This window comes from Pseudoleptotrichia goodfellowii, from assembly GCF_007990505.1.
GTDB classification, from domain to species: Bacteria; Fusobacteriota; Fusobacteriia; order Fusobacteriales; family Leptotrichiaceae; genus Pseudoleptotrichia; species Pseudoleptotrichia goodfellowii.
In genome coordinates, this window is the sequence record NZ_AP019822.1 from 815574 (window position 1) to 840880 (window position 25307).

General features: G+C 32.1%; 26 protein-coding genes. 15 read left to right on the forward strand and 11 right to left on the reverse strand.

What is annotated here, in order from left to right; genetic code table 11:
* Window positions 1-5: 5 nt before the first annotated feature.
* From grdH to FVE72_RS04105, 5 genes are all read left to right on the forward strand, one after another.
* Entirely contained in the window at window positions 6-1313 is a 1308-nt protein-coding gene (grdH, locus tag FVE72_RS04085; protein ID WP_081724175.1) for a betaine reductase selenoprotein B, read from the forward strand.
* A gap of 217 nt (window positions 1314-1530) precedes the next feature.
* Window positions 1531-2685, forward strand: a complete 1155-nt coding sequence (locus tag FVE72_RS04090; protein WP_026737356.1) for an aminotransferase class V-fold PLP-dependent enzyme — start codon at window positions 1531-1533, stop codon at window positions 2683-2685.
* A 42-nt stretch (window positions 2686-2727) separates the two neighbouring features.
* On the forward strand, window positions 2728-3822 hold the full coding sequence (gene yedE, locus FVE72_RS04095; protein WP_026737357.1) for a YedE family putative selenium transporter: 1095 nt from the start codon (window positions 2728-2730) through the stop codon (window positions 3820-3822).
* Complete coding sequence (locus FVE72_RS04100) at window positions 3819-4055, forward strand: DUF3343 domain-containing protein (RefSeq protein ID WP_026737358.1); 237 nt, start codon at window positions 3819-3821, stop codon at window positions 4053-4055. Before yedE ends, FVE72_RS04100 begins: the two co-directional genes overlap by 4 nt.
* Before the next feature lie 185 nt (window positions 4056-4240).
* Window positions 4241-5149, forward strand: a complete 909-nt coding sequence (locus FVE72_RS04105) for a selenium metabolism-associated LysR family transcriptional regulator (protein ID WP_036056341.1) — start codon at window positions 4241-4243, stop codon at window positions 5147-5149.
* A gap of 56 nt (window positions 5150-5205) precedes the next feature.
* On the opposite strand, the gene FVE72_RS04110 is transcribed toward FVE72_RS04105, so the two are convergent.
* Together FVE72_RS04110 and FVE72_RS04115 are read right to left on the reverse strand one after the other, a co-directional pair.
* Entirely contained in the window at window positions 5206-5697 is a 492-nt protein-coding gene (locus FVE72_RS04110) for an acetyltransferase (RefSeq protein WP_026737359.1), read from the reverse strand.
* A gap of 40 nt (window positions 5698-5737) precedes the next feature.
* On the reverse strand, window positions 5738-6400 hold the full coding sequence (locus FVE72_RS04115) for a GntR family transcriptional regulator (RefSeq protein WP_026737360.1): 663 nt from the start codon (window positions 6398-6400) through the stop codon (window positions 5738-5740).
* Between the two features lie 331 nt (window positions 6401-6731).
* On the opposite strand from FVE72_RS04115, the gene fdrA reads away from it, so the two are divergent.
* From fdrA to FVE72_RS04150, 7 genes are all read left to right on the forward strand, one after another.
* Entirely contained in the window at window positions 6732-9731 is a 3000-nt protein-coding gene (gene fdrA, locus FVE72_RS04120; protein ID WP_036056070.1) for a bifunctional FdrA/YlbE family protein, read from the forward strand.
* On the forward strand, window positions 9731-10510 hold the full coding sequence (locus FVE72_RS04125) for a DUF2877 domain-containing protein (protein ID WP_026737361.1): 780 nt from the start codon (window positions 9731-9733) through the stop codon (window positions 10508-10510). Before fdrA ends, FVE72_RS04125 begins: the two co-directional genes overlap by 1 nt.
* A 1-nt stretch (window position 10511) precedes the next feature.
* Complete coding sequence (locus FVE72_RS04130) at window positions 10512-11771, forward strand: MFS transporter (RefSeq protein WP_006807477.1); 1260 nt, start codon at window positions 10512-10514, stop codon at window positions 11769-11771.
* A 57-nt stretch (window positions 11772-11828) separates the two neighbouring features.
* On the forward strand, window positions 11829-12896 hold the full coding sequence (allD, locus tag FVE72_RS04135) for an ureidoglycolate dehydrogenase (protein WP_006807464.1): 1068 nt from the start codon (window positions 11829-11831) through the stop codon (window positions 12894-12896).
* 55 nt (window positions 12897-12951) lie between these two features.
* Entirely contained in the window at window positions 12952-14211 is a 1260-nt protein-coding gene (locus FVE72_RS04140) for a dicarboxylate/amino acid:cation symporter (RefSeq protein ID WP_026737363.1), read from the forward strand.
* Between the two features lie 250 nt (window positions 14212-14461).
* Entirely contained in the window at window positions 14462-14671 is a 210-nt protein-coding gene (locus FVE72_RS04145) for a hypothetical protein (protein WP_006807426.1), read from the forward strand.
* Window positions 14640-15086: a DUF2335 domain-containing protein gene (locus tag FVE72_RS04150; protein ID WP_026737364.1), complete on the forward strand. Its 447-nt coding sequence runs from the start codon at window positions 14640-14642 to the stop codon at window positions 15084-15086. The genes FVE72_RS04145 and FVE72_RS04150 overlap by 32 nt, the downstream gene beginning before the upstream one ends.
* A 135-nt stretch (window positions 15087-15221) precedes the next feature.
* Here the strand turns inward: FVE72_RS04150 and FVE72_RS04155 are convergent, their stop codons facing one another.
* From FVE72_RS04155 to FVE72_RS04170, 4 genes are read right to left on the reverse strand one after another with little or no spacing between them, the layout of a single operon-like run.
* Window positions 15222-16496, reverse strand: coding sequence for an ABC transporter substrate-binding protein (locus FVE72_RS04155; RefSeq protein ID WP_026737365.1), 1275 nt, complete (start codon window positions 16494-16496; stop codon window positions 15222-15224).
* A gap of 26 nt (window positions 16497-16522) precedes the next feature.
* Window positions 16523-17230, reverse strand: a complete 708-nt coding sequence (locus tag FVE72_RS04160) for a hypothetical protein (protein ID WP_146966389.1) — start codon at window positions 17228-17230, stop codon at window positions 16523-16525.
* Window positions 17231-17247: 17 nt separating this feature from the next.
* Window positions 17248-18093 (reverse strand): carbohydrate ABC transporter permease, encoded by an 846-nt coding sequence (locus tag FVE72_RS04165; protein ID WP_026737367.1) that lies wholly within the window; start codon window positions 18091-18093, stop codon window positions 17248-17250.
* A 14-nt stretch (window positions 18094-18107) separates the two neighbouring features.
* The gene (locus FVE72_RS04170; RefSeq protein WP_006807442.1) at window positions 18108-18968 is read right to left on the reverse strand and encodes a carbohydrate ABC transporter permease; all 861 of its coding nucleotides are present in this window, start codon (window positions 18966-18968) and stop codon (window positions 18108-18110) included.
* 602 nt (window positions 18969-19570) lie between these two features.
* Between FVE72_RS04170 and FVE72_RS04175 the strand changes: the two genes are divergently transcribed.
* Genes FVE72_RS04175 through FVE72_RS11675 form a run of 3 tightly spaced genes read left to right on the forward strand, consistent with a single transcriptional unit; the run spans window position 19571 to window position 21784 of the window.
* Complete coding sequence (locus tag FVE72_RS04175; RefSeq protein ID WP_051411739.1) at window positions 19571-21274, forward strand: DUF4091 domain-containing protein; 1704 nt, start codon at window positions 19571-19573, stop codon at window positions 21272-21274.
* 37 nt (window positions 21275-21311) lie between these two features.
* Entirely contained in the window at window positions 21312-21500 is a 189-nt protein-coding gene (locus tag FVE72_RS11670) for a hypothetical protein (RefSeq protein ID WP_232049476.1), read from the forward strand.
* An 11-nt stretch (window positions 21501-21511) separates the two neighbouring features.
* Window positions 21512-21784, forward strand: a complete 273-nt coding sequence (locus tag FVE72_RS11675; protein WP_332069764.1) for a GNAT family N-acetyltransferase — start codon at window positions 21512-21514, stop codon at window positions 21782-21784.
* A gap of 122 nt (window positions 21785-21906) precedes the next feature.
* Here the strand turns inward: FVE72_RS11675 and FVE72_RS04185 are convergent, their stop codons facing one another.
* Genes FVE72_RS04185 through FVE72_RS11355 form a run of 5 tightly spaced genes read right to left on the reverse strand, consistent with a single transcriptional unit; the run spans window position 21907 to window position 25176 of the window.
* Window positions 21907-22557 carry a phosphate ABC transporter ATP-binding protein gene (locus tag FVE72_RS04185; protein WP_026737368.1) on the reverse strand — a complete coding sequence of 217 codons (651 nt, stop codon included), beginning with the start codon at window positions 22555-22557 and terminating at the stop codon, window positions 21907-21909.
* Window positions 22529-23386: a PstA family ABC transporter permease gene (locus FVE72_RS04190; protein ID WP_197734919.1), complete on the reverse strand. Its 858-nt coding sequence runs from the start codon at window positions 23384-23386 to the stop codon at window positions 22529-22531. The genes FVE72_RS04185 and FVE72_RS04190 overlap by 29 nt, the downstream gene beginning before the upstream one ends.
* The gene (gene pstC / locus FVE72_RS04195) at window positions 23376-24239 is read right to left on the reverse strand and encodes a phosphate ABC transporter permease subunit PstC (RefSeq protein WP_026737370.1); all 864 of its coding nucleotides are present in this window, start codon (window positions 24237-24239) and stop codon (window positions 23376-23378) included. Before pstC ends, FVE72_RS04190 begins: the two co-directional genes overlap by 11 nt.
* A gap of 16 nt (window positions 24240-24255) precedes the next feature.
* Window positions 24256-24585 carry a type 2 periplasmic-binding domain-containing protein gene (locus tag FVE72_RS11350; protein WP_197734920.1) on the reverse strand — a complete coding sequence of 110 codons (330 nt, stop codon included), beginning with the start codon at window positions 24583-24585 and terminating at the stop codon, window positions 24256-24258.
* Window positions 24586-24594: 9 nt separating this feature from the next.
* Window positions 24595-25176, reverse strand: a complete 582-nt coding sequence (locus FVE72_RS11355; RefSeq protein ID WP_197734921.1) for a substrate-binding domain-containing protein — start codon at window positions 25174-25176, stop codon at window positions 24595-24597.
* Between the last annotated feature and the right edge of the window lie 131 nt (window positions 25177-25307).

Consider the following 25307-nt stretch of genomic DNA (forward strand, 5'->3'; position numbering starts at 1 on the left):
AAAATATGAAAAAAGCAATTCATTATATAAATCAATTTTTTGGAGGAATCGGGGGAGAAGACAAGGCTGACTTTAAACCTGAGTTAAAGGAAGGAGTCGTAGGTCCTGGAATGGCTCTTAATTCATTAATGAAAGAAGTGCAGATAACTCATACAATCATTTGTGGAGATAACTACATGGGATCTAATAAAGATGAAGCTATATCGGAAATCATGAATTTAATAAAAGATTTGGACTTTGATTTCTTTATAGCGGGACCTGCATTTCAGGCAGGAAGATACGGAGTAGCATGCGGTAACATATGTAAGGCTATTAAAGATAAATATCATATTCCTGTGGTAACTTCTATGAACGTGGAAAATCCGGGAGTAGAAATGTTTAAAAAAGAAATGCCCGTTTTTGAAGGCGGACATTCGGCAGCTGCAACGAAAAACGATGCAGAACTTATGGCTAAATATATAGATAAAATAGCTAAAAATGAAACTTTGGGCGGAGCCGAAGAAAACGGATACTTCCCGAGAGGAGTAAGACATCAGGTATGGCTTGATTCAAAAGTAAGTGCAGCAAAACGTGGTGTAGATATGCTTGTTAAAAAACTTAACGGAGAAAAATTTGAAACTGAATTACCTATACCTAAAAAAGATTCAGTACCTGTAGCTACACCTATAAAAAACTTGAAAAATGCAAAAATTGCTATTTTAACTACAGGAGGTATCGTTCCTGTGGATAACCCTGACAGAATACAGTCAGCATCTGCAACAAGATGGGGAAGATATGATATATCCAAAATGGACAGATTAAAAGGCGGAGAATTTAAAACAATTCACGCAGGATTTGATCCTGCAGCTGCAGACAATGACCCTAACGTAATCGTTCCTTTGGATGCAATGAGAAACTTATTGAAAAAAGGTGTTTACGGAAAACTTCATGATTATTTCTACAGTACAGTAGGTACAGGAACTACTCAGGCCGAAGCATCAAGAATGGGTAAAGAAATGCTGGAACATTTAAAAGCCGATAATGTAGACGGCGTTATAATGGTTTCCACTTGAGGTACTTGTACACGTTGCGGTGCAACGATCGTTAAAGAAATAGAAAAAGCGGGAATACCTATAGTTCAAATGTGTAACTTGGTACCGGTAGCCTTAACAGTAGGAGTTAATAAAATAGTTCCTACTATATCAATACCTTATCCTTTAGGAGATCCTGCTACACCGAAAGAAGAACAGTATGAATTGAGAGAACACAGAGTAGCTGTGGCATTGGATGCATTGACAAAAGATGTAGACGGTCAGACAGTATTCAGAGTATAAAAAATATAAATTAGAAAAATTTCCCGGGAGAGAATGATCCCGGGATTTTTTTTGAAAGTAACGGAAAATCTTTAACGGATTTTTCATAAAAAAGTAGAAAATACAGCTATTGACAAAGTAAAAAAAGTGGGGTATTCTATTTATAGAAAAATTTTTAAATATATTAAGAAAATAAATAAATGTCTAAACATTAAGATAAGAAAAGGAGATGATTTGATTGATATATCTTGACAGTGCTGCAACATCCTACTATAAACCTGAAGAAGTAGCAACGGCAGTTTACAATGCAATAAAAACTATGGGAAACAGTTCAAGAGGAGTAAATAAAGCATCTCTTTCTGCGACGAGGATAATTTTTGAAACGAGAGAAAAATTAGCTAAACTTTTTAATGTTAAAAATTCAAGTCAAATAGCTTTTATGCAAAATTCCACAGAAGCTTTAAATGTAGCTGTAAACGGTATATTTACAGGGAAAGAGCATATTATTACTACAGAAGCTGAACATAATTCGGTATTAAGACCTCTTTATAATCTCAAAAAAAAGGGACTTGAATTGACAATTCTCAAATGTGATAAAAACGGTGAATGTGATTTTTCGGAAATTGAAAAAAATATAAAAGACAATACAAAAGCATTTATATGTACACATGCTTCAAATCTCACAGGAAATATAATGGATATAAAAAAAGCGGGAGAAATATGTAAAAAAAATAATATTATTTTTGTTGTGGACGCTTCTCAGACAGCAGGAGTTATTCCTGTAGATGTTATTGAAAATAATATCGATATTCTTTGTTTTACAGGACATAAAAGTCTTATGGGTCCTCAGGGAACGGGGGGGATATATGTAAAAGAAGGAATAGAACTTATACAGACAAAAGTCGGAGGCAGCGGAACTCATACTTATGAAAAGGATCATCCTTCAGAAATGCCTGAAAGACTTGAAGCGGGAACGTTAAACGGACACGGTATCGCAGGCTTAAATGCCGCACTTGATTTTTTGGAAAAAACCGGAATTGACAATATACATAAAAAAGAAATGGAATTAATGTGGAAATTTTATGAAGGAATTAGGGATATAAAGGGCATCAGAATATACGGCAAATTTTATGAAGGAGAGAAAAGGGTCAACAGAGCTCCTATTGTAACAATTAACTTAAATAATATAGATTCATCTGAAATATGCGATATTCTTGATAGCGAATATAGTATTGTTACAAGATGCGGAGGACATTGTGCTCCTCTTATGCACAAAGCATTGGGAACTGATAAAACAGGGGCTGTTAGATTCAGTTTTTCATATTTTAATAGTGAAAAAGATATCGAAGAAGCGGTAAAGGCCGTAAAAGAAATATCCGAATACGATTTCTAACAATTGGTAACAAAATTATAATATAAAGGAGATTGTGATACTATGGAAATTACAAATTCAAAAAAAGGGTTATTAATGGGTATTTTGATGGGTTTAGTAGCAGTAATGCTTGCTATTGCAGGAAATCCTAAAAATATGGCAATATGTTTGGCATGTTTTATACGTGATATGTCAGGATCGATGAAGTTCCATACTGCACCAGTTGTTCAATATTTTAGACCTGAAATAGTAGGAATGGTACTGGGAGCATTTATAATGTCTATCTTCAGTAAAGAATACAAGGCTACAGCAGGATCTTCGCCTGTAATAAGATTTTTCTCGGGAATGGCAATGATGATAGGAGCCTTAGTATTTTTAGGTTGTCCTACAAGAATGATACTTCGTATGGCAAGCGGAGATATGAGTTCTTATGTAGGATTAGTAGGATTTTTGGCAGGAATAGGGACAGGTTCATTCTTTATAAAAAAAGGGTATTCATTAGAAAAAAATGTGGAAGTGAAAAAAGAAAACGGATATATTTTCCCGATTGTTATGGCAATACTTTTAATTTTAAGTGCAGTAACAACAGGATTGTTTGCAGCGAGTACAAAGGGACCGGGAAGTGTTCATGCACCTCTTATTCTTTCTCTTTTGGGAGGACTTATAGTGGGAGCAATAGCTCAAAAATTCAGAGTATGTTTTACAGGAGCTTTCAGAAATATTATATTATTGAAAAATTTTGAAGTATTCTCAGTGATTTTCGGTATGTTTATTACAGTTATGATTTATAATATCGCAACAGGACAGTTCAAATTTGTACCTTACGGTCCGGTAGCACATGCAGAAGCACTTTGGAATATTTTAGGATTGTATGTAGTAGGATTTGCAGGAATATTACTTGGAGGATGCCCTCTAAGACAGGTAATTCTTGCAGGACAAGGTTCTTCAGATTCAGTAATTACCGTAATAGGAATGTTTGTAGGAGCGGCAGCAGCACATAACTTTAAATTGGCAGCAGGACCTGCTACAAAAGCAACAGGAACAACTCCGGCAGCAATAGGAGGTCCCGGAATTAACGGAAAAATAATGGTTATAGTATGTATAATTTACTTGTTCTACGTAGCAATAACAGGACTTAAAAAGGAAAAGACTGAATGAGAGAAAAAAAAGAAAAAATAATACTGACTTTTCATACAACATCTGAATCAATGAGAGTTGAAAAAATATTTAAAGAATACGGAATTGAAGGCAGACTGATACCTGTTCCGAGAAAAATTTCAGCAGGTTGCGGAATTGCATGGTGTTCGGATATAGAATTAAAAGAAAAGATTATAGAAGTTATAGAAGAAAAAAAAATAGAAATGGAAGGAATACATGAGTTTATTATGTAAGTGTTTTTCTTTTTTATAAAAAAAGTAGCAAAAAATATTTATTGGAGATTTGATCTCATATCTCCCGCATTACCGTAGTCGACGTAGGAGCGAAGGTCCCGGGTAGCGGGAGTATGAGGGCGGCGATGAGCCCTCATAAAAAACATTTTTATCTATGTATATTCAATATAAGAAACGGAGAAAATATGGATTTTAAACAATTGGAAGTCTTTGTTCGGCTTGCTGAAAATAAGAGTTTTTCTGCAACGGCAAATGAGCTTAAAATATCTCAACCTACAGTAAGTCTGCATATAAAGCAGTTGGAAGAGGAGCTGGATGCTCCTTTGTTTGTGCGTTCTACAAGAGAGTTGAAAATAACATTGACAGGAGAGAAACTATACAGACAGGTAAAAGAACTGTTGGAAAAGAAAGAATCCATAGTAAAATCCTTTTCAAATAAACGAAAAAAAGAAATGATATTGGGAGTATCTACAATATCGGCAAATTATATTATGCCTCCTTTAATAAAAAAGTTCAATGAGGAGTTTCCGGATGTTTATGTAAATATATCCGAGAAAAACAGTGCCGAAACTATAAAAAAAGTATCCGATTATAAAGTGGACATAGGGATAGTTGGAATGAAAATTCATGATGAAAACTGTGAATTTTATCCTATTTATAAGGATGAATTTGTATTTATAGCACCGAATACCGATTATTACAGAAAGCTGAAGGAAAGTAATCCGTCTTTAAAAGAACTGGTTAAAGAGCCTTTTATTTTGAGAGAAGACGGATCGGGAGTAAAAAGAAACACTGAACTGATTTTTCAGTCTCAAAATGTAAATCCCGCCTCGATTAATACAGTTGCATCGGTAAACGGCATAGAAGTTATGAAACAACTGGTGGCAAGGGGAGTGGGAACTTCGCTTATTTCTAAAATTGCGGTAGAAGCCTGGGTTAAAAGGGGAGAACTTTTGGAAATTGAAATAAAAGAAAATCCGCATCAATATCGGCAGTTGTATTTAGTGTGGAATAAAAAAATAACATTGCCGACACATGTGCAGGAATTTTTAAAAATAGCAAAGAGAGGAGATATTTGGGATAAATCAAAATAGAAAGTGTGTGTTTTGAGTGTGAAAATAGATGGCAAAACTAAAAAAACACACAAAAACTATATCTTCTCATAAACAAAACGTGGAGTTCCGTCAGTCACATAAATAATACCGCATTTATAGAAACCGTTTTTTTCTATTAAATGCTGCATTATTTTATTATCTTTGTGTGTATCAATTCTTAAATGACTGATTTTCGATTCACAAAATGTGATAATCTCATTAAAAATTCCTTTTGATTTCCCGTTACTTGCAACCCGATGAACGGTTCCGTATTTTTCATATGAAAGCCATTCACCGTTTTTTATTATGGAATAAGTAGGATCATTTCCTATTATAAATGCAAATACTCCGCAAATAAAACCTGATTTTTCAATAATATAAAGTTGCTTCTTTTCTATATCTTCTTTGATTAAACTTTCAGGCGGGAATTTATTTACCCATTGATTTCTGTTTCCTGTCTGTTTCATAAATTTCCTTGCATATTCATAAATATCCATTATTTCTTTCAAATCGGATAAATCTGCATTGCGAATGTTTGGGGTACTCATAAATATTCTCCTCTGAAGATAAAATCGGTTTAAGTTGTATTTATATATTCAGATTATTAAGATTTTTGAAAAAATCCATCTGTGCAGCTTCTACATGTTTTTCACAAAGTTCCCTTATAATTTTAATAGGAGGATTTTCATTTAAAATCAGATCAATTATGCTTATATGTTCTTCTATAGCTTCGAGTCTACGGTTGTTTTCTCCGTATAAGACTCTTCTTATTCGATGCAAATGGTCATAAACCAAATTCATTTGTCTTGCAAAAAATAAGTTTCCGCAGTTTCCTGCAAAAAAATATCTGTATCCGTCATATAATTTATCAAACTCTTTTCCCGAAACTTTTTCTTTTTTTCCCATTTTCTCAAATCTTTTTTTAAATTCTGAAAGAGCAGTTTTAAGTTCATCTTTATTTAGAAAAAAAATAGTCAATTCTACTAAAAGAGGCTCAATTCTCGAACGGACCTGAAAAACATCTCTAATTAATTTTAAATCAACTTCAGTTACCGATACGGATTTTCTCGGATTAATAATAACAAAGTTTTCATTTTCCAGTTGAGATAAAGCTTCTTTTACAGGAGTTTTACTTATAGAAAGCTCTTCTGCAATTTGTTTTTCGGATATTGTATCTTTTGCTTTGAATTCATTGTTCAATATTTTGCCTTTTATATATTCATATGCTAATGTATCTAATTTCTGTTTCATAATTTATATTTTTGATTGCCCCGATTATGTTATCTTTGAAAATTTTGAGACAAATCTTTTCTCCTCTCTTTATACATATTTATTTTTATACTATAAGTTACCACAGGTTAAGAATAATGTCAATAATTTTAAATTAAAAAAAATAAAGTTTAAAATGAAAATCGTGATTTATTATAAATATTGATTTTTATAATAACTGAAATATCACAATGTTAAAAATATAGAATAAATTATGATGTTAATATTGACTATTTGAAATTTCATATTATAATTATAGCAAGAAATATAATTTACAAATGTAATATATAAAAATATCAAAGGAGGAATTGAAATGCTTTATACTGTATTAAAAGAAAACAGTTATCAGGATTCTATTAATTTGATGCTGTTGACAAATCATATCAGTACGATGAAAGGAGTAAATAAAGTACAGATTATGATGGGAACTGATGCCAATAAGGATATTTTCAATACTGCAGGATTACTTTCCAAAGAAGCTGAAGCAGCGAAAGCAAGTGATATGGTAGTGGTTGTAGACAGTAATGATGAATCGGTTGTGAAAGAAGTAATGGAAGCAATTGATAAATTTTTAGCAGATTTATCCGTAAAAAAAGATGAAGGAGTACAACAGTTTGTTAAAAGCTGGCAACAGGCAAAAGAAGTGATGCCTGAAGCAAATATGGCACTTATTTCCGTACCGGGAATTTATGCGGCTCTTGAAATAGAAAATGCAATAGATAACGGACTGCATGCTTTTGTATTCAGTGATAATGTTCCGAAAGATGAAGAAGTAAGATTAAAGAAAAAAGCACATGAAAAAGGACTTTTAGTAATGGGACCTGATTGTGGAACAGGAATTGTAAGTAATGTACCTCTTGCTTTTACAAATGTGGTACGTTCGGGAAATATCGGAATAGTTGGAGCTTCAGGAACAGGAATACAGGAAATTTCTACAATTGTTGAAAAACTTGGCGGAGGAGTTATACACGCAATAGGAACAGGAGGACGTGACTTGTCTACCGAAGTAGGAGCAATAACTACAAAAGATGCATTGGCAGGGCTTGCACATCATGAGACTACAGATGTAATAGTAGTAGTTTCAAAACCGCCTGCAAAAGAAGTAAAAGATGATGTAGTAAAATTATTACACAGCTTAGGAAAACCTGTTGTAGCTATTTTCCTCGGAGAGAAACCCGAATGTCATGAAGGAAATGTGTATTTTGCTCATACATTGGAAGAATGTGCAAAAATTGCAGTAGATCTTGCAAAAGGTGAAAAAGTAAAAGCAAATTATCAAAATAAATCCGATATTCATTCAAAAGATAGTGAAATTTCAGATAAAACAGTTAAAGGATTGTATTCCGGAGGAACATTGGCTTATGAAGCAGCTATGCTTGTATCTGAAGCATTAAAATTATCTTCATCGGTAAAAGAAGAAGGATATATGTTAAAAACTGACGGATTTGAAATTATGGACTTGGGAGATGATATTTATACTCAAGGGAAACCTCATCCAATGATAGATCCGAGTGTACGTATTGAAAAACTTCGTGAATTCGGTGTAGATCCTAAAACAGGAGTTATTTTACTTGATGTAGTATTAGGATACGGTGCTCATGAAGATATGGCGGGACAATTGGCTCCTGTTATAAAAGAAATATTGAAAAAAGCGGAATCTGAAAAAAGAAAACTTTATATTATAGGTACAGTATGTGGAACTAAAGGTGATCCGCAAAATTATGAAAAATCTCAAAAAGTTCTCGAAGAAGCGGGAATGCTTGTAAAAGAAAGTAATGCAAGTGCATTGAGAACAGCGTTGAATCTAATGGGAACTGATGTTGATGAAACAGAGAAAGAATTTAAAGAATACAAAGGTGAAAAAACTCCTTTACCTGAAGTAAGTGAGGCAATAAAAGATTTACTTTTGACAAAACCGAGAGTAATTAATATAGGAGTGGGAGGATTTACAGAACCTGTAAGACAGTATGGCGGAAAATGCGTTCAGTTTGAATGGAAGCCGATAGCAGGCGGAAATCAAAAGCTCATTAAGATTTTACAACAGTTAAAAAATCTTGAAACTCTTGAAAAAGAAAATAATTTAGTCGTAGAAGCTATGAAAAATGCAGCACCTTATTTGATAGATGTAGTTCCCGCTTACACAGTTATACCTGAAATAAACGGAAAAGTATTATTACATGCGGGACCGCCTATTACATATGCTGAAATGACAGGGCCTATGCAGGGTTCATGTATAGGAGCTGCATTGTTTGAAGGATGGGTGGAAAATGAAGAAGAAGCACGTAAGTTGCTTGAAACGGGAGAAGTGAAATTTATTCCTTGTCATCATGTAAAAGCGGTAGGTCCTATGGGAGGAATAACTTCTGCAAACATGCCTGTACTTGTAGTTGAAAACAGATTAACAGGAAATCGTTCTTATTGTACATTAAATGAGGGTATAGGAAAAGTATTACGTTTTGGAGCATATTCCGAAGAAGTTGTAAACAGACTGCAATGGATGAAAGATGTATTAGGTCCTGTGTTAGGTCAGGCAGCAAAACAGGTTCAGGGAGGAATCAACTTAAATGTAATTATAGCAAAAGCTATTACTATGGGAGATGAATTTCATCAACGTAATATTGCGGCAAGTCTTCTGTTCTTAAAAGAAGTAACTCCAATAATAGTTACATTGGATATAGATGATAAAAAGAAAAAAGATGTTATTCAATTTTTAGCAAATACGGATCAGTTCTTCCTTAATATTATGATGGCTACAGGAAAAGCCGTAGTAGACGGAGCCCGTGTAAATAAGGCAGGAACAATAGTTACAACGATGACACGTAACGGTAAAGATTTCGGAATACGTATAAGCGGACTTGGCGATGAATGGTTTACGGCTCCGGTTAATACGCCGAAAGGACTGTTCTTTACAGGATTTACTCAGGACGATGCCAATCCTGATATAGGAGACAGTGCGATTACAGAAACTGTAGGTGTAGGAGGAATGACTATGATAGCTGCTCCCGGAGTAACAAGATTTGTAGGAGCCGGAGGATTTAAAGATGCTTTAAAAGTAAGTGATGAAATGTCTGAAATATGTACAATTCATAATCCTAATTTTGCTATTCCTACTTGGGACTTTAAAGGAGCACCTTTGGGAATAGATATAAGAAAAGTAGTAGAAACAGGAATAACACCTGTTATAAATACAGGAATAGCTCATAAAAATGCAGGCGTAGGGCAGGTAGGAGCAGGAACTGTAAGAGCACCTTTAGCATGTTTTGAAAAAGCCCTGGTAGCTTATGCAAAACATATCGGTTTGGATGTTGAATAATGAATAAATCACATGAAAAGTATGGAGAAGACGGAAGCATCAGTGAATTGATGCTCCTGTATCTCAAAAATCAAAAAATCGGTTATATTCACAGTATATTTAAAAGTTCTTTAAATATCCGATTTGGAGAAAATTTAATTCATATTTCAGGGGATAATAAAGGGTTAACATGTTTCGGATGTTGTATAACGGGAAAAAAAATAAAGAATATAATTTTAAATGCAGATATAGACGATATTGTAATAAAAAAGGGTAATAATCTTTTATTCTATACAAATTCAGGTGTTCGGGAAATTGATATTTTAAAATTGAAAAAAGTGAATTTAAAAATCGAAAATATAAAAATATCTGAAAAAATATTGGAAGAAATATTTGGACATTTAAAAAATATAAATTTTGAGGAAAAAACAGGAATAGAAAATAAGGAAGTTATAAAATATTTACAAGAGGCAATTTCCGAAGAAAGTCAAAGATATTTAACGGGAAGAGGCAAAGGACTTACTCCTTCAGGTGATGATATTTTAGTAGGGTTTGCATTAATACAACATTTATGTACAGGAAATGTTGAACTTAAATGCGGAGATTTGACTACTGATATAAGTAGACAATATTTTAAAGCATTTAATGAAGGCTATACAAATCAATATTTGATTGAATTATTTTCCGGAAATATTGAAAAATCTATTTGTAATATCACTCAAATAGGACATACTTCGGGATATGATTTGCTATTCGGGATATTTTTAGGAATAAAAAAATTTTTAAAATGGAGGAAATAAAATGAGCAGTATGTTGGAAAAGCGTTATAAAGCGATGAATGTATCAGAGCGTTACTGGTGGAAAGTAGTAGCATTATGTTTTGCAGGATGGATTTTAATGTATGCAGACAGAACTATTTTAGGACCTGTTATGGGAAATATAGCTGAACAGTTTAATTTAAATAATACCCAATTGGGAGCTGTAAACAGTATATTTTTCCTTACATATGCAATTATGCAGATACCTTTTGGAATAGTCGGAGATAGAATAGGGAGAAGACTTGTAATTACTTTCGGATTTGTTTTGTTCGGAGTAACTACGTTTTTAAGCGGAATAGCGAGCGGATTGGGTGTATTCATGATATACAGAGCCATAACAGGAATAGGAGAAGGTGCATATTACGGACCTCAATATGCTTTGTCGGGTGAGGCAATACCCCAAAAAAGCTTGGCTTTAGGAACAGCTATTATAAACAGTGGTATGGCTTTCGGAACATCGGGAGGATATTTACTGTCAAGTTACCTTGTGTTACAGAAAGGGCATCATTGGAGTTTACCTTTCTTTATCATGTCGGTACCTACAATTATAGTAGGATTACTGTTTATGACTTTGAAAGAAAGAGTTATCAAACCTGAAGATGCAGGAAAAGAAGTAATACAGGAAGTAAAAGAAGAAATTAAAAAAGAAAAAACTTCAGGATTGTCCGTATTCAAGAATAAAAACTTAATGTGTGCATTTTTGCTGCTATTTTGTTCAATTTATGCAAATTTTGTTATAATAACATGGCTTCCTGAATTTTTGAAACAGGAAAGAGGTTTTGCAGGAACAAGTGTAGGATTTATAGCTTCATTAGTTCCTTGGTCTTCAATACCGGGAGCATTGTTATTTGCAAGATTATCGGATAAATTGAAAAAAACGAAAATATTTGTATATTCATTAGTTCCTTTGGCACTTATTTCTACATTCAGTATGGCTTATGTAACAAACAGAACAGTTTTAATACTTATGCTTATATTATACGGATTAACAGGAAAATTAGCATTAGATCCCATACTGGTAGCATATGTTACTAAAAACTCTCCGAAAGAAGCATTGGGAACAGCATTAAGTGCATATAATTTTATAGGTATGTCTGCTGCTATTACGGCTCCATTTATAACGGGATGGTTAAAAGATAAATTCGGTTCTATGCAATCAGGATTTTATCTTGCTTCAGTTCTATTGCTTGTAGGGATGTTAATATTCAGTGCTGCAAGTGAAAATGGAAATAAAAAAGTGTAGTATAAATTAGAAATTATATTATAAATAATTTATTAAAATTTTAGAGAGGTGAGTCAAATGAATGATGTAGTCATAGTGTCTCCTGATAAATTGCATAATCTTATTAAAAATAAATTGGAAAAAGCAGGATTAAAATCCGAGCATGCCGATGAAGTGGCAAAACATTTAGTATTTGCAGATAGTTGCGGTATTCATTCTCATGGAGCGGTTCGTGTAGATTATTATGCCGAAAGAATTGCAAAAAAAGGTGTTACGATAGATCCTAAAATGAGTTTCGAGAAAACAGGTCCTTGTACAGGGATTTTCCACGGAGATAACGGAATAGGACAATATGTGGCTGAAAAAGCATTGAAATATGCGATTGAGATGGCTAAGGAAAATGGAGTAGCTATAGTGGGAGTCGAAAAATTAAGTCATAGCGGTACAATGGCGTACTATTTGAACGAAATAGCTGAAAATGATTTAATAGGACTTTCAATGTGTCAATCAGATCCTATGGTAGTTCCTTTCGGAGGAAGAGAGCCTTATTACGGAACAAATCCTATAGGATTCGGAGCTCCCGCTTCGGAAGGATTGCCTATTGTATTTGATATGGCAACGTCAGTTCAGGCTTGGGGTAAAATCCTTGATGCCCGTTCTAAAAATATGGAGATTCCCGATACATGGGCTGTGGACAGAAAAGGTGTACCCACAACAAATCCTCATGATGTAGGGGCATTGTTGCCTATTTCAGGGCCTAAAGGTTATGGACTTATGATGATAGTGGATATTCTGTCAGGCTTGATGTTAGGATTGCCTTTCGGAGGACATGTTTCTTCAATGTATGATAAAATGTCTGAAGGAAGAGATTTAGGGCACACATTTATATTAATAGATCCTTCAAGATTTATGGATATAAATAAATTTAAAGAAAATATTACTAAAACAAAAAAAGAATTGCATAGTATAAAAGCTGCTGAAGGTTTTAAACAGGTATTTTATCCGGGTGAAGTAAGTCAGATTACTTATGAAAAATATCAGAGAGAAGGAATTCCTGTAGAAAAAGGAATATACGAATATTTAGTAAGCGATATAGTTCATTATGATAAATTCGGAGGACAAAGTGCTTTTGCAAGTAAAAAATAAAAGCCGAAAATAATTTGTTATTTACTCCTGAATTAGAGAATAGGAGGGATAGAAGATGTCTGAAAAGAAAAAATTATTAAATTTATCATTAACAAGCCAAATATTAATAGCAACTTTCGGAGGGATTATATTCGGCGGTGTTGTCGGTCCTTGGGCCTCAAATTTAAAAGTATTTGGAGATATTTTTCTAAGATTGATACAAATGTCGGTTATAATGCTTGTAATGTCCGCAGTTATAGTAGCAGTCGGCAGAGGGAGTACAGGTGATGCAGGAAAAATAGGATTTCATACATTTAAATGGATTATATTTTTCACACTGACTTCAGCTTTTATGGGAGTAGTTTTATCTTATTATATCCAACCCGGAATAGGTGTTGCTCATATGACGGAAGTCGGTAAAAATGCAGTAACTGCCAATGCACTTCAGGATACTTCACTAAAAGATACTATACTTGCTTTTTTTACCACCAATATTTTCTCATCTATGGCAAGCAGTGCAATGGTCCCTTGTATAATATTTTCTCTGTTTTTCGGAATTGCAATGTCGCAACATATAAGAGATACAGGAAAAACCATTGTTTTAGACTGGATTTTATCGGTAAATGAAATTATTGTAAATATAATAAAAAATGTAATGAAAGTATCACCTATAGGAATCTTCTGTTTACTTGCCGATGTTACCGGAAGTAAAGGTTTTACAGTAATAATACCCATGATAAAATTTTTGATTATATTAATTATAGGAGATATACTGCAATTAGTAATTTACGGACTTATAACAGCTTTTATATGCAAGGTGAATCCTTTAAAAATGCCGAAGAAATTTGCAAAAATGTCTATTATAGCACTTACAACAACTTCAAGTGCGATAAGTCTTCCTACAAAAATGGAAGATACAGTTATAAAATTCGGTGTCAGCAGAAAAGTATCAGATTTTACAGGTCCTATAACAATGTCTATGAATTCATCAGGTTGGGCTTTGTGTAATGTTACAGCGATATTTTTTATAGCACAGTTTTCAGGAGTGCAGCTTACGCCTTATCAAATGGTAATGGCAGTTATACTTTCCTGTTTAATGTGCATGGGAAGCGTAGTTGTGCCGGGAGGAGCTATTATTGTCTTTACATTCCTTGCGACTTCAATGGGTCTGCCTCTCGACAGTATAGTCGTACTCATAGGGATAGACTGGTTTTCAGGAATGTTCAGAACTTTAAATAATGTCGATATAGATGTTCTTGTAGCTATGCTTGTAGCTAACAGAATAGGTGAATTTGACAGAGATGTTTATAACAATAAAAAAGTTGTTGAATATTAAAGAGTCTTGGGAGAATTTCTCCTGAGATTCTTTTTTAGAGAAAAACAAAAGATATCTTATTAGAATTTTATTGATTTAAAATTATTACAAAAATAAAATATCTTTTTTACTTAAACATTTTTTGAAATATTTTATTTATATATAAGATATAAACATATTTAGATAAATATCTTTGTTTCGATTTTTTTGTTGATTTTTTAGTTCAAAAAAGGTATACTATTGTTACAAATGAAATGAGAGGAGAGGGAAAATGAAAAAAATAAATGCTATAGTTTGTGGAGTTGCAAGTATTTTTAGTAGTGCTTCAGTAGTAGATACATCTAATATTTTTAAAGAGTACCCGACAACTCATAGAAAAAATGTAAAAGAAGCATTACAAAATAGTTGGATTACTGTCGGAACAGCCGTAAAAGGAGCAATAGATAAATATGCCGAAGAAGTCAAAAATGACAACAAATAGACGAAATGATAATGGAATGAGAGAAATTTTATTACAGAAGCAGGAACAATATTCAGGGATAATTCCACATCCGAGTATAGTCGAAGGGTATGAGCGGAATTGTCCGGGGGCTACAGACAGAATATTGGCTATGACGGAAAATCAGCTTAAATGTAATCAAGAATTGGCTAAAATGGAACAGGAAAATATAAATGAGTGTCGAAAAGAAGCTTTAAAATCTGAAGTAGAAAATATAAAAAGGGGTCAAATTTTAGGATTTGTAATATTGTTGACAATGATTATAGGAGGATTTATTCTTATTATTTTTGGAAAAGATGCAGGAGGATACGGAACAATTGTAGCATCTATTATGTTAGGGATAAGTAGTGTTATATGGAATAATAAAAGTAAAAAAGAACAGGAAGAAAAGCAATAATATGGAGATAAATATATCACAGTCAGTATTTGATTGTGATTTTTTGTTATTGAATTAAGACTATAAAATAAAAAGAGGCTGTAGAAATAGAAAACTTCTATTTTAAAACAACCTCATCTTTTTTCTGTATTATGACTATTTATTCTGTTTTGCCAATTCGTTTACTTTTTCTTCCATTTTATTTGCAGCTTCTTCAGGTGGCAATTTTCCTTGTCCTAACTGATTAATAATGTTAAATATTTCCGTACTCATTTTAGTATAGTATTTAGGAACACCGTTAGGAAAAGGAGAAGCTACTATTTTAGACTGCTCTACTATTGAACCCGGTGTTTTTATAATTCCTTCTTTTACCATTTGCTCAATAACGCTTGTTCTTGTAGGTGTATTATTGATAGCTTTATTTAATTTTAGTTGAGTTTCAGGTCTTGAGAACCATTCCACAAATTTTTTAGCTGCTTCCTTATTTTGAGAATAAGCAGAAACTCCTACAGCTTCAGTAAATGTAATAGTCTGTTTTGCAGCACCGTCTTTTCCCGGAACAGGAATAGTAGTTATTTTTCCTACAACTTTAGATACTTTCGGATCGTTTGAACTTGTGATAAATGATGTAGGACCTATTAAAAATGCACCTTGTGCGTTATTTATTCCTCTGAATGTATCAATTCCCGGAGTAGAAACACTGGAAGGATTAATATATCCTTTATCAATAAATTTTTTAATAAGTTGCAGTGCATCCAAGGCACTTTCTTTATTTAAAGTATCATCATCGTTGAATATTTTTCCGTTTCTTGTATATGCTAAAGTAAGGAATGATGTAGTTGTTTTTTCTTCAGCATTAAGAGGGAAAAGCATAGGATAATCTACAACTTTACTTTTTTTCAATTTATCAAAAGTTTCTTCTATACCATCTATACCGTTCCAAGCTTCATTAACTCTCTTAATTCCTGCTTTAGAAAGCATTTCATCGTTTATATATGCCAATCTTAGTCCGTTTGCATAAGGAACAGCATATATTTTATCTTTAACTTTAAAATAAGAAATGGACGGAATATCTTTTTGTGTGGCATCGTCTACTTCAAGAGGCTCAAGCCAACCTGCACTTTGAAATTCTCCTACCCATGACCAGTCCACTTCGACAACATCGGCTACTGCTTTTTTTCCTGCTGCTGCAATGGAGATTTTATTTTTAGTATCGTCCCATGCAGTAGGCAATACTTTTACGGATATTCCTGTTTCAGCTTTGAACTCGGCAAGCATTTCTTCGGTAGGAGCTCCCCAGTCAGGTATCATCAAAGTAATTTCAGTACTTTCCTTGCTTTCCTTTTTTGCTTCTTCTTTTTTAGCCTGACATCCGATTAAAATACTCATAATCAAAGTTAACAGTGCTATTAATTTCATTTTCTTTAACATGATTTTTTCTCCTTTTCTATTTATTTTTATATTTTATAAATAAAATATCCTTTTGCCATAGGGAATTTGTATCCTTTTTCCCAAAATTTTTTTAAATTTTTTTGCAGAATTGTATTTTGAGAGCAATTTTCAAGCTTTTCATTTCCCAAGCCGAAAACCCTTTCAATAATTTGAGATTTTTCTTCATTTTCTTTAAAAGAAAGAAATTTATATTTTTTCTGAAATTGAATAATATTACTGTTTTCAGGTAAGAGAAGCTTCAAATCGGGATTTAATAACCATGAATAACAGGTAAAAATTATTTCTTCAAAAGAAAGTCCTTTTGATTTATAATAATTCCAAGCTGTTTTATATGAAGCTTCACAAGCAGAAGGAGTTAATTTTCCGTCCTCTCTTATATGTACATTTACCAAGATAGAATTTTTTTTATGTTTTTCAGGTATTAAATCAAAATTTTTATCGGTTTTATCCAATAATTCAAATTGTAATCGATCAAGTTTTATAACTCTCATTTCAAGAATACTGTCTATCCAGTTAAAGTGTTCTTTATAAAGTCCTTTAGTCCCATTTATATTTTCATATTTATTTGTCCAAATATCAATATCTTTCATATTATCCGAATAAAGATCATCTGATAAATTTTCTTTTTTATAAAGTTCTTTTGTGTAAGTTTTACTTTTATTTAAAACAAAGTCATCCATTTCTTTTTCACTCATATTTTCTGTTTTAATCATAAAATCACCGTTTTTAGTTATTCTTTTACGGAGCCTGCTGTCAAGCCTGAAACAAGATATTTTCTGAATACCATACTTGCAAGTAGCGGCGGGATTATTACAATTATTCCTGACATTGCTATAACACTGTAATTTACTGCATCTCTTGTCATAAATTCGGACATTATAAGGGTTAAGACTTTATTGTTATGAGAGGACAGTAAAAGCACAGGGATAATATATTGTTTCCATGACATCAGAAATATTATAAGAGAAGAAGTCAATACTATAGGCATTGCTAAAGGAAGAGCAATTTGAAAGAACAGTTGCCTTTCATTTGCTCCTTCGATAGCCGCAGCTTCCCATAAATCTTCGGGCAATTCTCTGAAATAATTCATTATTATCCAAATATTCAGAGGAATGAAAGCCGATATAAATATAACCGAAGTCCAAAACATACTGTCAAGCATGGAATGCTCCATAAAAAAGGAATAAATAGGTATAATTGTAGTAAATACCGGAATTACAATAGTTAATAATATAAATCCGATAATCAGATTTTTATATTTAAACTTATAACGGGCAAGAGTATAGCCTGTAATAACTGATAACGGCATGCCGATTAAAACCGTAACAAAAGACAGATACATACTGTTGGAAAGCCCGTTCAGGAGAGTTTCGCTTTCTTTACTGCCTATACTGAACAAATTTTTGTAATTAATAAAAGTAATTGTTTCAGGAAGAAGTCTTGTATTATTTTTAAGAAGATCCCCTTCGGGTGTTATACTTATCAAGAAACACCAGAAAATAGGTCCTACACTAAAAAGAATTATAAAAAAGACGGTAATATAATAAATAAATTTATCTTTTTTTGTTTCTTTCATAAATTAATCCTTTCCTATTTTTCATAAGCCATATTTTTTACATAAAAATATCCGAAAATCCCTGATATAAGCATTATAACGTAAGAAATAGCACTTCCGTATCCAAAATCCAGAAAATTAAACGTATTTGAATAATTATAAACAAGTAAAGTCTGAATTTCAAACTGATAACCGGATATAGCAATGACTTCGTCAAATATATTGAGTGCCGTTGTTGTAAGATTTATAAGTACTACTCCTATTGAAGGTAACAATAAAGGCAAAGTAACATAAAAGAATGACTGTAATTTAGTGCCTCCGAAAACCTGTACTGTGTCATAATAACTTTCAGGAATATTTTGTAAATTCGCCAGTATAACAAGTGAAGAAAAAGGAATAATACGCCATGCAACGACTATAGATATTACAATTAAAAATAAATATCTGTTGTCGGTCCATGAAATCGGAGTATTTATAAGATGTAGTTTTAATAAAATTTTATTCATAAATCCGTATCCCGGAAAAAAGATGAATTTCCACATTATTCCGTTTACGATAGGCGGCATAGCCCAAGGAATAACAACAAGAGCAGTCAGTAAAGGATTGATTTTTGATTTTCTATTTAAAACTACTCCTATTATTATACTGAATGTCATTCCTATAATCATAACTAAAATCAGTATAATTACGCTATTATACAGAGCATTGTAAAAATGTGCATCTTTAAATATTTTTATGTAGTTGTCAAACCAAATGAACTTTTCATTATAAGGCTCCGTTAAATTATAATTTTTCAGACTGTAACGAAAAGTCAGAATTACGGGAAATATTACCGAGATTAATAATAAAATCAAAGACGGAAATAATAAAAATATCCCTTTGGTGTCTTTTTTCATAAGAGTTGCTTCCTCCTATATAAATTATTCAGAGCAATAAGCTCTATTATCTGTTTTTTAAAAATTCATTTATTTTTTATAATCATAATAACACCTTTCTAAAAATTTTTTGTTTTGCACTCAGAATGAGATAAAATAAAATTTTCAGAAAGAACAATATAAAAAATTGTGTTTTAAAATAATCTAATTTTAAATAATTAAATAAAATTTTTCAGTTTTAAAGAAATATTTGTTTTCGGATAAGAAATTTGGAGTTCTCTTTGAACAGAAATCTTTTTATTAAGGGAAAGAAGTTAAAGATTTAAAAAAGTTAAAGAGTAACAATACAGATATCTTATCTTTATATTCATAAGAACAGCCTGCTCTTTAAAATAAGATAATCATGAGCAGAGCAAGTAAACAATTATATTTTTCTTAAAAGAGATTATGTTAAAATCCAAGATATTCATATTGTTTTCCTCCTTTTTCAAATTATACTTCAAATACATTTACAATAATTATACCTCATTAAATCGGATAATGCAATATTGACTTTTTAAATTTTAGAAGTTATACTTTTGTAAAATCGGGAAAGAAGACTATATTTTATTGGGAGGTAAAAAATGAAATTTTATAACAGCACTCATAATTTTTATAGAGATGATGAAAAACATAATTTGTATAAATTTAATAGTAATACTGAATTTGAAAAAATTGAAGTAGTCAAAAACGAAGAATTCGGATTTTTTGTTACGATAGATTTACCTTGTGAATCCTGTCTTAATATAAATAAAGATTTGGATTTGCCATGGTGGGGGCTAAGTAAGAGATACAGACTTGAAGTAAATTCTCAGTTAACAAGTGTTTATCCTAGCCTTGTAGATTATGTGAAAGATGATGACGGCACTGAAATAGCTGATATAATACTGGCGGAACAAAGTAAAGTTTATCCTCAGGGAGAGGTGCCTGTATTTATTCAGGGTGTCGTTCCTGAAGATTTTAAAGGAAAAAGTGTTTCGATAAATATAAAGTTATATAAAAATAATGGTTATGAAAAAGAAAAGTTAATAGAAGAGAAAAATGTAAATATTGATGTGATTGATTATTGCTTGAAAAATAATGATTTTTATCTTGATTTATGGCAACATCCATGTTCTTGGGCAAGGGTTTATAATCTGAAATATTTTTCCGAAGAACATTTCACAGTAATAGAAAATTATTTAAAAGCAATGAGTAAACTGGGACAAAAAGTTATAGACCTTATAGTTTCAGATTTCCCATGGGCAGGGCAAAAATGTTTTGATGTTGAGAAAAATGCTTCCCGTCTTTATGAATATAATATTATAAAAGTTTATAGAAAAAACAATGAATTAGAACTTGATTTTACATATTTGGACAGATATGTGGATATTTGTTTTAAATTGGGAATAAATGAAGAAATTAATCTTTTTGGGCTTATAGGAAACTGGCATGGCTTTGATTTCGGATCGCCTCTTACAGATTATTCGGATCCGATAAGAATAAGTGTTTATGATGAAGATAAAGGAATAAATGATTATATACGAACTAAAGAGGAATTGGCGGTTTATATAAAATTATTGTTTAGACATTTTAAAGAAAAAGGTTATTTGCCGATTACAAAGATAATAGGCGATGAGCCTAATCCGATAAAAAAATTTGAAGAATATTCGAGTTTTTTAAATTCGTGTACTGAAGAAAAATTACAATATAAATATGCTATTCTTCATCCTGAATTTTTTGAAGAATATGAGGGAGATTTTGAGAGTTTCTCAGTAATTACACTTGTTTTAAGTGATTTTTACAAAGACGGAAATATTATTCATAAAAAATATAAAGAAAACAGCTCGAAAATGACATGGTATGCTTGTTGTATGCCGGATACATTCAATACATTTATAAAAAGTCCGCTTATAGAAGCAAGATTAACAGGACTTTATACATATTTGTTCAGGATGAAAGGAATGCTACGTTGGGCTTACGGTATATACGTGGAAGATATTTATTCGGATATTTCCTATAAAACTGAAAAATGGTCGGCAGGAGATATGTTTTTTGCTTATCCCGGAAAAAATATGAAGCCTGTTCATAGTTTGAGAGAAAAAAATATGCTTTACGGAATACAGGATTTTAATATATTCAAGCAATTGGAAGAAAAATTCGGAAATTTGGAAGGGAAATTAAAAGAAAAATTGGCTATTCATGAGGTAATAAAAAGAAACGGTGGAGATATTGATTTGGGAACTTATTCTGCAATAAATGAATATAGAAAAGTAAGAAATGAGATTGTTAAGGATAGTTTGTTATAATTAAATATAGCTAAGTTTAAGATTGAGGAGTGAAATTATGGACTATAGGATAAGAGAAATGGAGAAAGATGAGTACCCTTTATTAAAGAACTTTCTATATGAAGCAATTTATATTCCTGAAGGAGAAAAAATTCCTGATAAGTCAATTGTAAATTTATCTGAACTTCAAAATATTATAAAGATTTTGGCAGTTTTAAAGATGATATTGCACTTGCAGCAGATGTAAAAGATAAAGTTATAGGTGCTGCTTGGGTTCGTATAATGGACGATTACGGGCATATTGATAACGAAACACCGTCTCTTGCTATGTCGTTATTTAAAGAATACAGAAATCTGGGAATCGGAACGGTACTTTTAAATGAATTACTTTCGGAATTAAAAATAAGAGGTTATCTAAAGGTGTCCTTATCGGTACAAAAAGACAATTATGCACAAAAAATGTATAAAAAAGCAGGTTTTAAAGTTATAAAGGAAAATGAGGAAGAATATATTATGTTGGCCGAATTATAGTGCAAAATTAGGCTTTCGGAAATAGTTTAAAAATAAAAAATGATTAAAATTAAAAAGTAGTACCGGGAAATATTCTATTTTATTATGTTGATAGATAAGAGTGTTGAAATAAATTGTCAGGATCATTTCCCAACCATAAAAATTCTGTCTGCAACTCTTTCAGCCTGTTCGGGATTATGCGTAGTTAAGATTATCGTATATTTCCCGGACAGTTTTTTTATTAAATTTTCTATTATTAGTGAGTTTTCTTCGTCCAAAGAAGAGCAAGGCTCGTCAAAAATAAGAATATCGGGATTTGTTGTAAGCATTCTTGCTATACAAAGTCTTTGTTTCTGTCCTCCCGCCAGTTTGACAGCAGACATTTTAAGATTATCTTTAACTTCATTGTAAAGATTTACGTCTTTTAAATATTTTTCCACTCTTTCTTTTTTATCTTTTATTTTTCCCTCGTAAAACTCTATAGGATACAGAATATTACTTTCTATAGACAAAGGAAAAGGCTTTGAATCCTGAAATAAAGTAGACACTTTTCTTCTCAGATTAAGCAGTTTTATTGATTTTATATTTTGACCGTTGAGGAAGACATCTCCTGTGTATTTTCCGCCATTTTCTTCGAGAAAACCGTTAATAAGCGATAAAAGTGTAGATTTCCCGCAACCTGACTGTCCCATAATACACAGAATCTCATTCTTTTTGACATTAATATTTATATTTTTCAAAATTTCTTTATTATCGTAAGATATACTAATATCTTTTATTTCCAATATATTCAATTATCTTTCCTCCCAATCCGCTTATTATAATTTCAGATAAAATATGTAAAATAATAAGAATACATATTAAAACAAATGCTGTCGCATAAGCTTTGTCGTGTAAGGCAGTCTGTCCCAAAAGCATATGAAGATGAAAAGGCAGTGCCATTACAGGGCTTAGCAATTTATCAGAAGTTCCTCCTATAAATACGGCTCCTGTCAAAAGAAGAGGTGCTGTCGCTCCGATGGCGTGACTTCCTGCCAATATTCCTGTAGAAACGATTTCTTTTTTTATTACGGGAAGTATAAGTTTTCGACACATATAATCTTTTTCAATTCCTAGAGAATAACTGTCTTTTATAAATTGACGATCCATGTTTAATACAGCTTTCTCAATCCTCACTTCTACAAAAGGAAAAACCATAATCCCGAGTGCAATTCCAGCAGTCAGCATACTTCTCGGCACATTAAAAGTAACTATGAAAAATCCGTATACAAACAATCCGATAATTATCGAAGGAATGGAAGCTATACATTGGACTGTCAGATTTATGACTGTACCGATTATTTTAGATTTACAGTAAATTGTATTGTAAATGGCACAGGCAACCCCTAATAATACAGAAAACAAGATAGCTATAAACATCAGAAAAATAGATCCGATGATTGCATTTTTAACTCCGCCCTCACTTCCCAAAGGCATTCCTTCGGGATTTTTAAAGATAAAATCCAAGTTTACTCTGCCGATACCTTTAGATATTATAAAATAAAATATACCGAAAATAACTGAAATAACAGTAATTGTCGAAATATAAATCCATGTTTTAATAATCAGGTCATTATTTTTCAATATATATTCTCCTCATTTTATTTAAAATAAAAAATATTATATTAATTATCATTACAGTTGTAAGCAGGACAAATGCCGAAGCGAATAATGCCGAGTAATGTTTACTTCCCACCTCGCTCATTCCGATTTCCAATGCTATCAGTGCAGGAACAGTTTCCGCTTTGGTAAGCAGTTTTGGAAATTGCGGAGAGTTTCCGATAACTGTCATAACCGCCATAGTTTCCCCTGTAGCTCTTGCGAAAGCCAATATAAATGCAGTTAATACAGAAAATCTCGTTTCTCTGAAAACAATTTTTCGTATGAAATACTCCTTTGTAATACCCATTGCATCCGAATCTTTTCCGTATTTTTCTTTTATTGTTTCAATATGTTCTATACAGTTTGCCACAAAAAAAGGAATTATCATAACGGATAAAATCAAACTTCCTGCAAGCACAGATTCTCCTGTGGACATTCTGAAAGTTTTTTCCAGTATTTTTAATATAACCGTCATTCCGAAAAATCCGTATACTATGGACGGTATACCCGAAAGGATATTTACCGCCCATATAATCATTTTTTTAAAAATACCTTTGGAATAAAAGCAAATATACATTGAAATCCCGTATGAAAAGGGAAACGATATTATACAAGCCAAAATCGAAATATAAAAACCCGCATATAAAATATTGAATATTTGAAAACTCTGATTGGGCTCGCTTGCTCTCCAAACTTTTCCGAATATAAAATCCGGGATTTTGACTTCTTTAAAGAAAGGCAAAGCTTCCGCAAATAAATATATCAGCAACACCGCCAAAATGAACATAGACAGTGTTGTCAGAAGATATATCGAGTATTTGAAAATGTTTTTCACTTTTTACCCCTTTATTTTATTCAGAAACAGGAATGAATCCCATACTTTTTATAACTTTTTTTCCTTCTTCGGATTTGAGTAAATCAACGAAAATTTTTTCAGTTTTTGTCAATTCGCCTTTTTTCATTATTATTAAAGGTCTTGAAATATAATAAGATTTATTTAATATGTTTGCTTCTGTAGGTTCAACACCGTCGACTTTTAACGGAGTAAGTTTTCCGGCATTTTGGTTAGTTATCCCGAAAGAAGCATATCCTATAGCGTTTTTGTTTTCAATTATTTTTTCTACCAATGCTCCCATTGTAGGTGCCTGAATAGTATCCTGTCTGACATTGATGTCTTTCATTATATTTTTTTAGAAAACTTCGTGAGCTCCTCCGCTTAAATCACGAGTTACAACTACAATTTCTTCGTCAGGCAGAGATTTGTCCAAATCGCTCCATTTTTTGTATTCTCCTGAAAATATTTTTATAATTTCTTCTTTTGTAATATTTCCGCCTTTTAACTGTATGAATTTGTTTTGAGGGTTTACTGAAATTGTCAATGCGTCAAGTCCCAATGTAAATGCTTTTAAATTTTTTATTTTTTCTTTTTCTCCGTCTTTTATATCACGGGCAAGCATTCCGAAGTTTGCGACACCGTCCATAACGGCTTTTACCCCTGCTCCTGAACCTCCCGAAGACACGTATATAGTGATGTTTTCTGCAGGTAATGAAGGATCGACTTTATTCCATGACGTATATTTTTCGATGAAATTTGTAGAAATTTTACTTATAACAGGGGCTAATGTAGATGATCCGCTGAAACTTATCTGAGTATTTACATCAGAATTTTTCTTGGTTTCTCCTCCGTTTCCTTCTGTACTTTTGTTTCCGCAGCTTATAGCAGTTGTGAAAAATAACGCAGCTACTGCAATTAACATAAATATTTTTTTCATTTAAAAATCTTCCTCTTAAAAATTGTTTATTATTTATATTTTACTCTATAAATCGAAAAAAGCAAGGGTTTTATTTGATTATTTTATAAAAAAATAATTATAAGAAGTATAGTTGTTATAATAATTAATCG

Coding starts and splice junctions, on each gene's coding strand:
- yedE (WP_026737357.1), top strand. CDS start 2,728: ATGGAAATTACAAATTCAAAAAAAGGGTTATTAATGGGTATTTTGATG.
- FVE72_RS04100 (WP_026737358.1), top strand. CDS start 3,819: ATGAGAGAAAAAAAAGAAAAAATAATACTGACTTTTCATACAACATCT.
- FVE72_RS04105 (WP_036056341.1), top strand. CDS start 4,241: ATGGATTTTAAACAATTGGAAGTCTTTGTTCGGCTTGCTGAAAATAAG.
- FVE72_RS04110 (WP_026737359.1), bottom strand. CDS start 5,697: ATGAGTACCCCAAACATTCGCAATGCAGATTTATCCGATTTGAAAGAA.
- FVE72_RS04115 (WP_026737360.1), bottom strand. CDS start 6,400: ATGAAACAGAAATTAGATACATTAGCATATGAATATATAAAAGGCAAA.
- fdrA (WP_036056070.1), top strand. CDS start 6,732: ATGCTTTATACTGTATTAAAAGAAAACAGTTATCAGGATTCTATTAAT.
- FVE72_RS04125 (WP_026737361.1), top strand. CDS start 9,731: ATGAATAAATCACATGAAAAGTATGGAGAAGACGGAAGCATCAGTGAA.
- FVE72_RS04130 (WP_006807477.1), top strand. CDS start 10,512: ATGAGCAGTATGTTGGAAAAGCGTTATAAAGCGATGAATGTATCAGAG.
- allD (WP_006807464.1), top strand. CDS start 11,829: ATGAATGATGTAGTCATAGTGTCTCCTGATAAATTGCATAATCTTATT.
- FVE72_RS04140 (WP_026737363.1), top strand. CDS start 12,952: ATGTCTGAAAAGAAAAAATTATTAAATTTATCATTAACAAGCCAAATA.
- FVE72_RS04145 (WP_006807426.1), top strand. CDS start 14,462: ATGAAAAAAATAAATGCTATAGTTTGTGGAGTTGCAAGTATTTTTAGT.
- FVE72_RS04150 (WP_026737364.1), top strand. CDS start 14,640: ATGCCGAAGAAGTCAAAAATGACAACAAATAGACGAAATGATAATGGA.
- FVE72_RS04155 (WP_026737365.1), bottom strand. CDS start 16,496: ATGTTAAAGAAAATGAAATTAATAGCACTGTTAACTTTGATTATGAGT.
- FVE72_RS04160 (WP_146966389.1), bottom strand. CDS start 17,230: ATGATTAAAACAGAAAATATGAGTGAAAAAGAAATGGATGACTTTGTT.
- FVE72_RS04165 (WP_026737367.1), bottom strand. CDS start 18,093: ATGAAAGAAACAAAAAAAGATAAATTTATTTATTATATTACCGTCTTT.
- FVE72_RS04170 (WP_006807442.1), bottom strand. CDS start 18,968: ATGAAAAAAGACACCAAAGGGATATTTTTATTATTTCCGTCTTTGATT.
- FVE72_RS04175 (WP_051411739.1), top strand. CDS start 19,571: ATGAAATTTTATAACAGCACTCATAATTTTTATAGAGATGATGAAAAA.
- FVE72_RS11670 (WP_232049476.1), top strand. CDS start 21,312: ATGGACTATAGGATAAGAGAAATGGAGAAAGATGAGTACCCTTTATTA.
- FVE72_RS11350 (WP_197734920.1), bottom strand. CDS start 24,585: ATGAAAGACATCAATGTCAGACAGGATACTATTCAGGCACCTACAATG.
- FVE72_RS11355 (WP_197734921.1), bottom strand. CDS start 25,176: ATGAAAAAAATATTTATGTTAATTGCAGTAGCTGCGTTATTTTTCACA.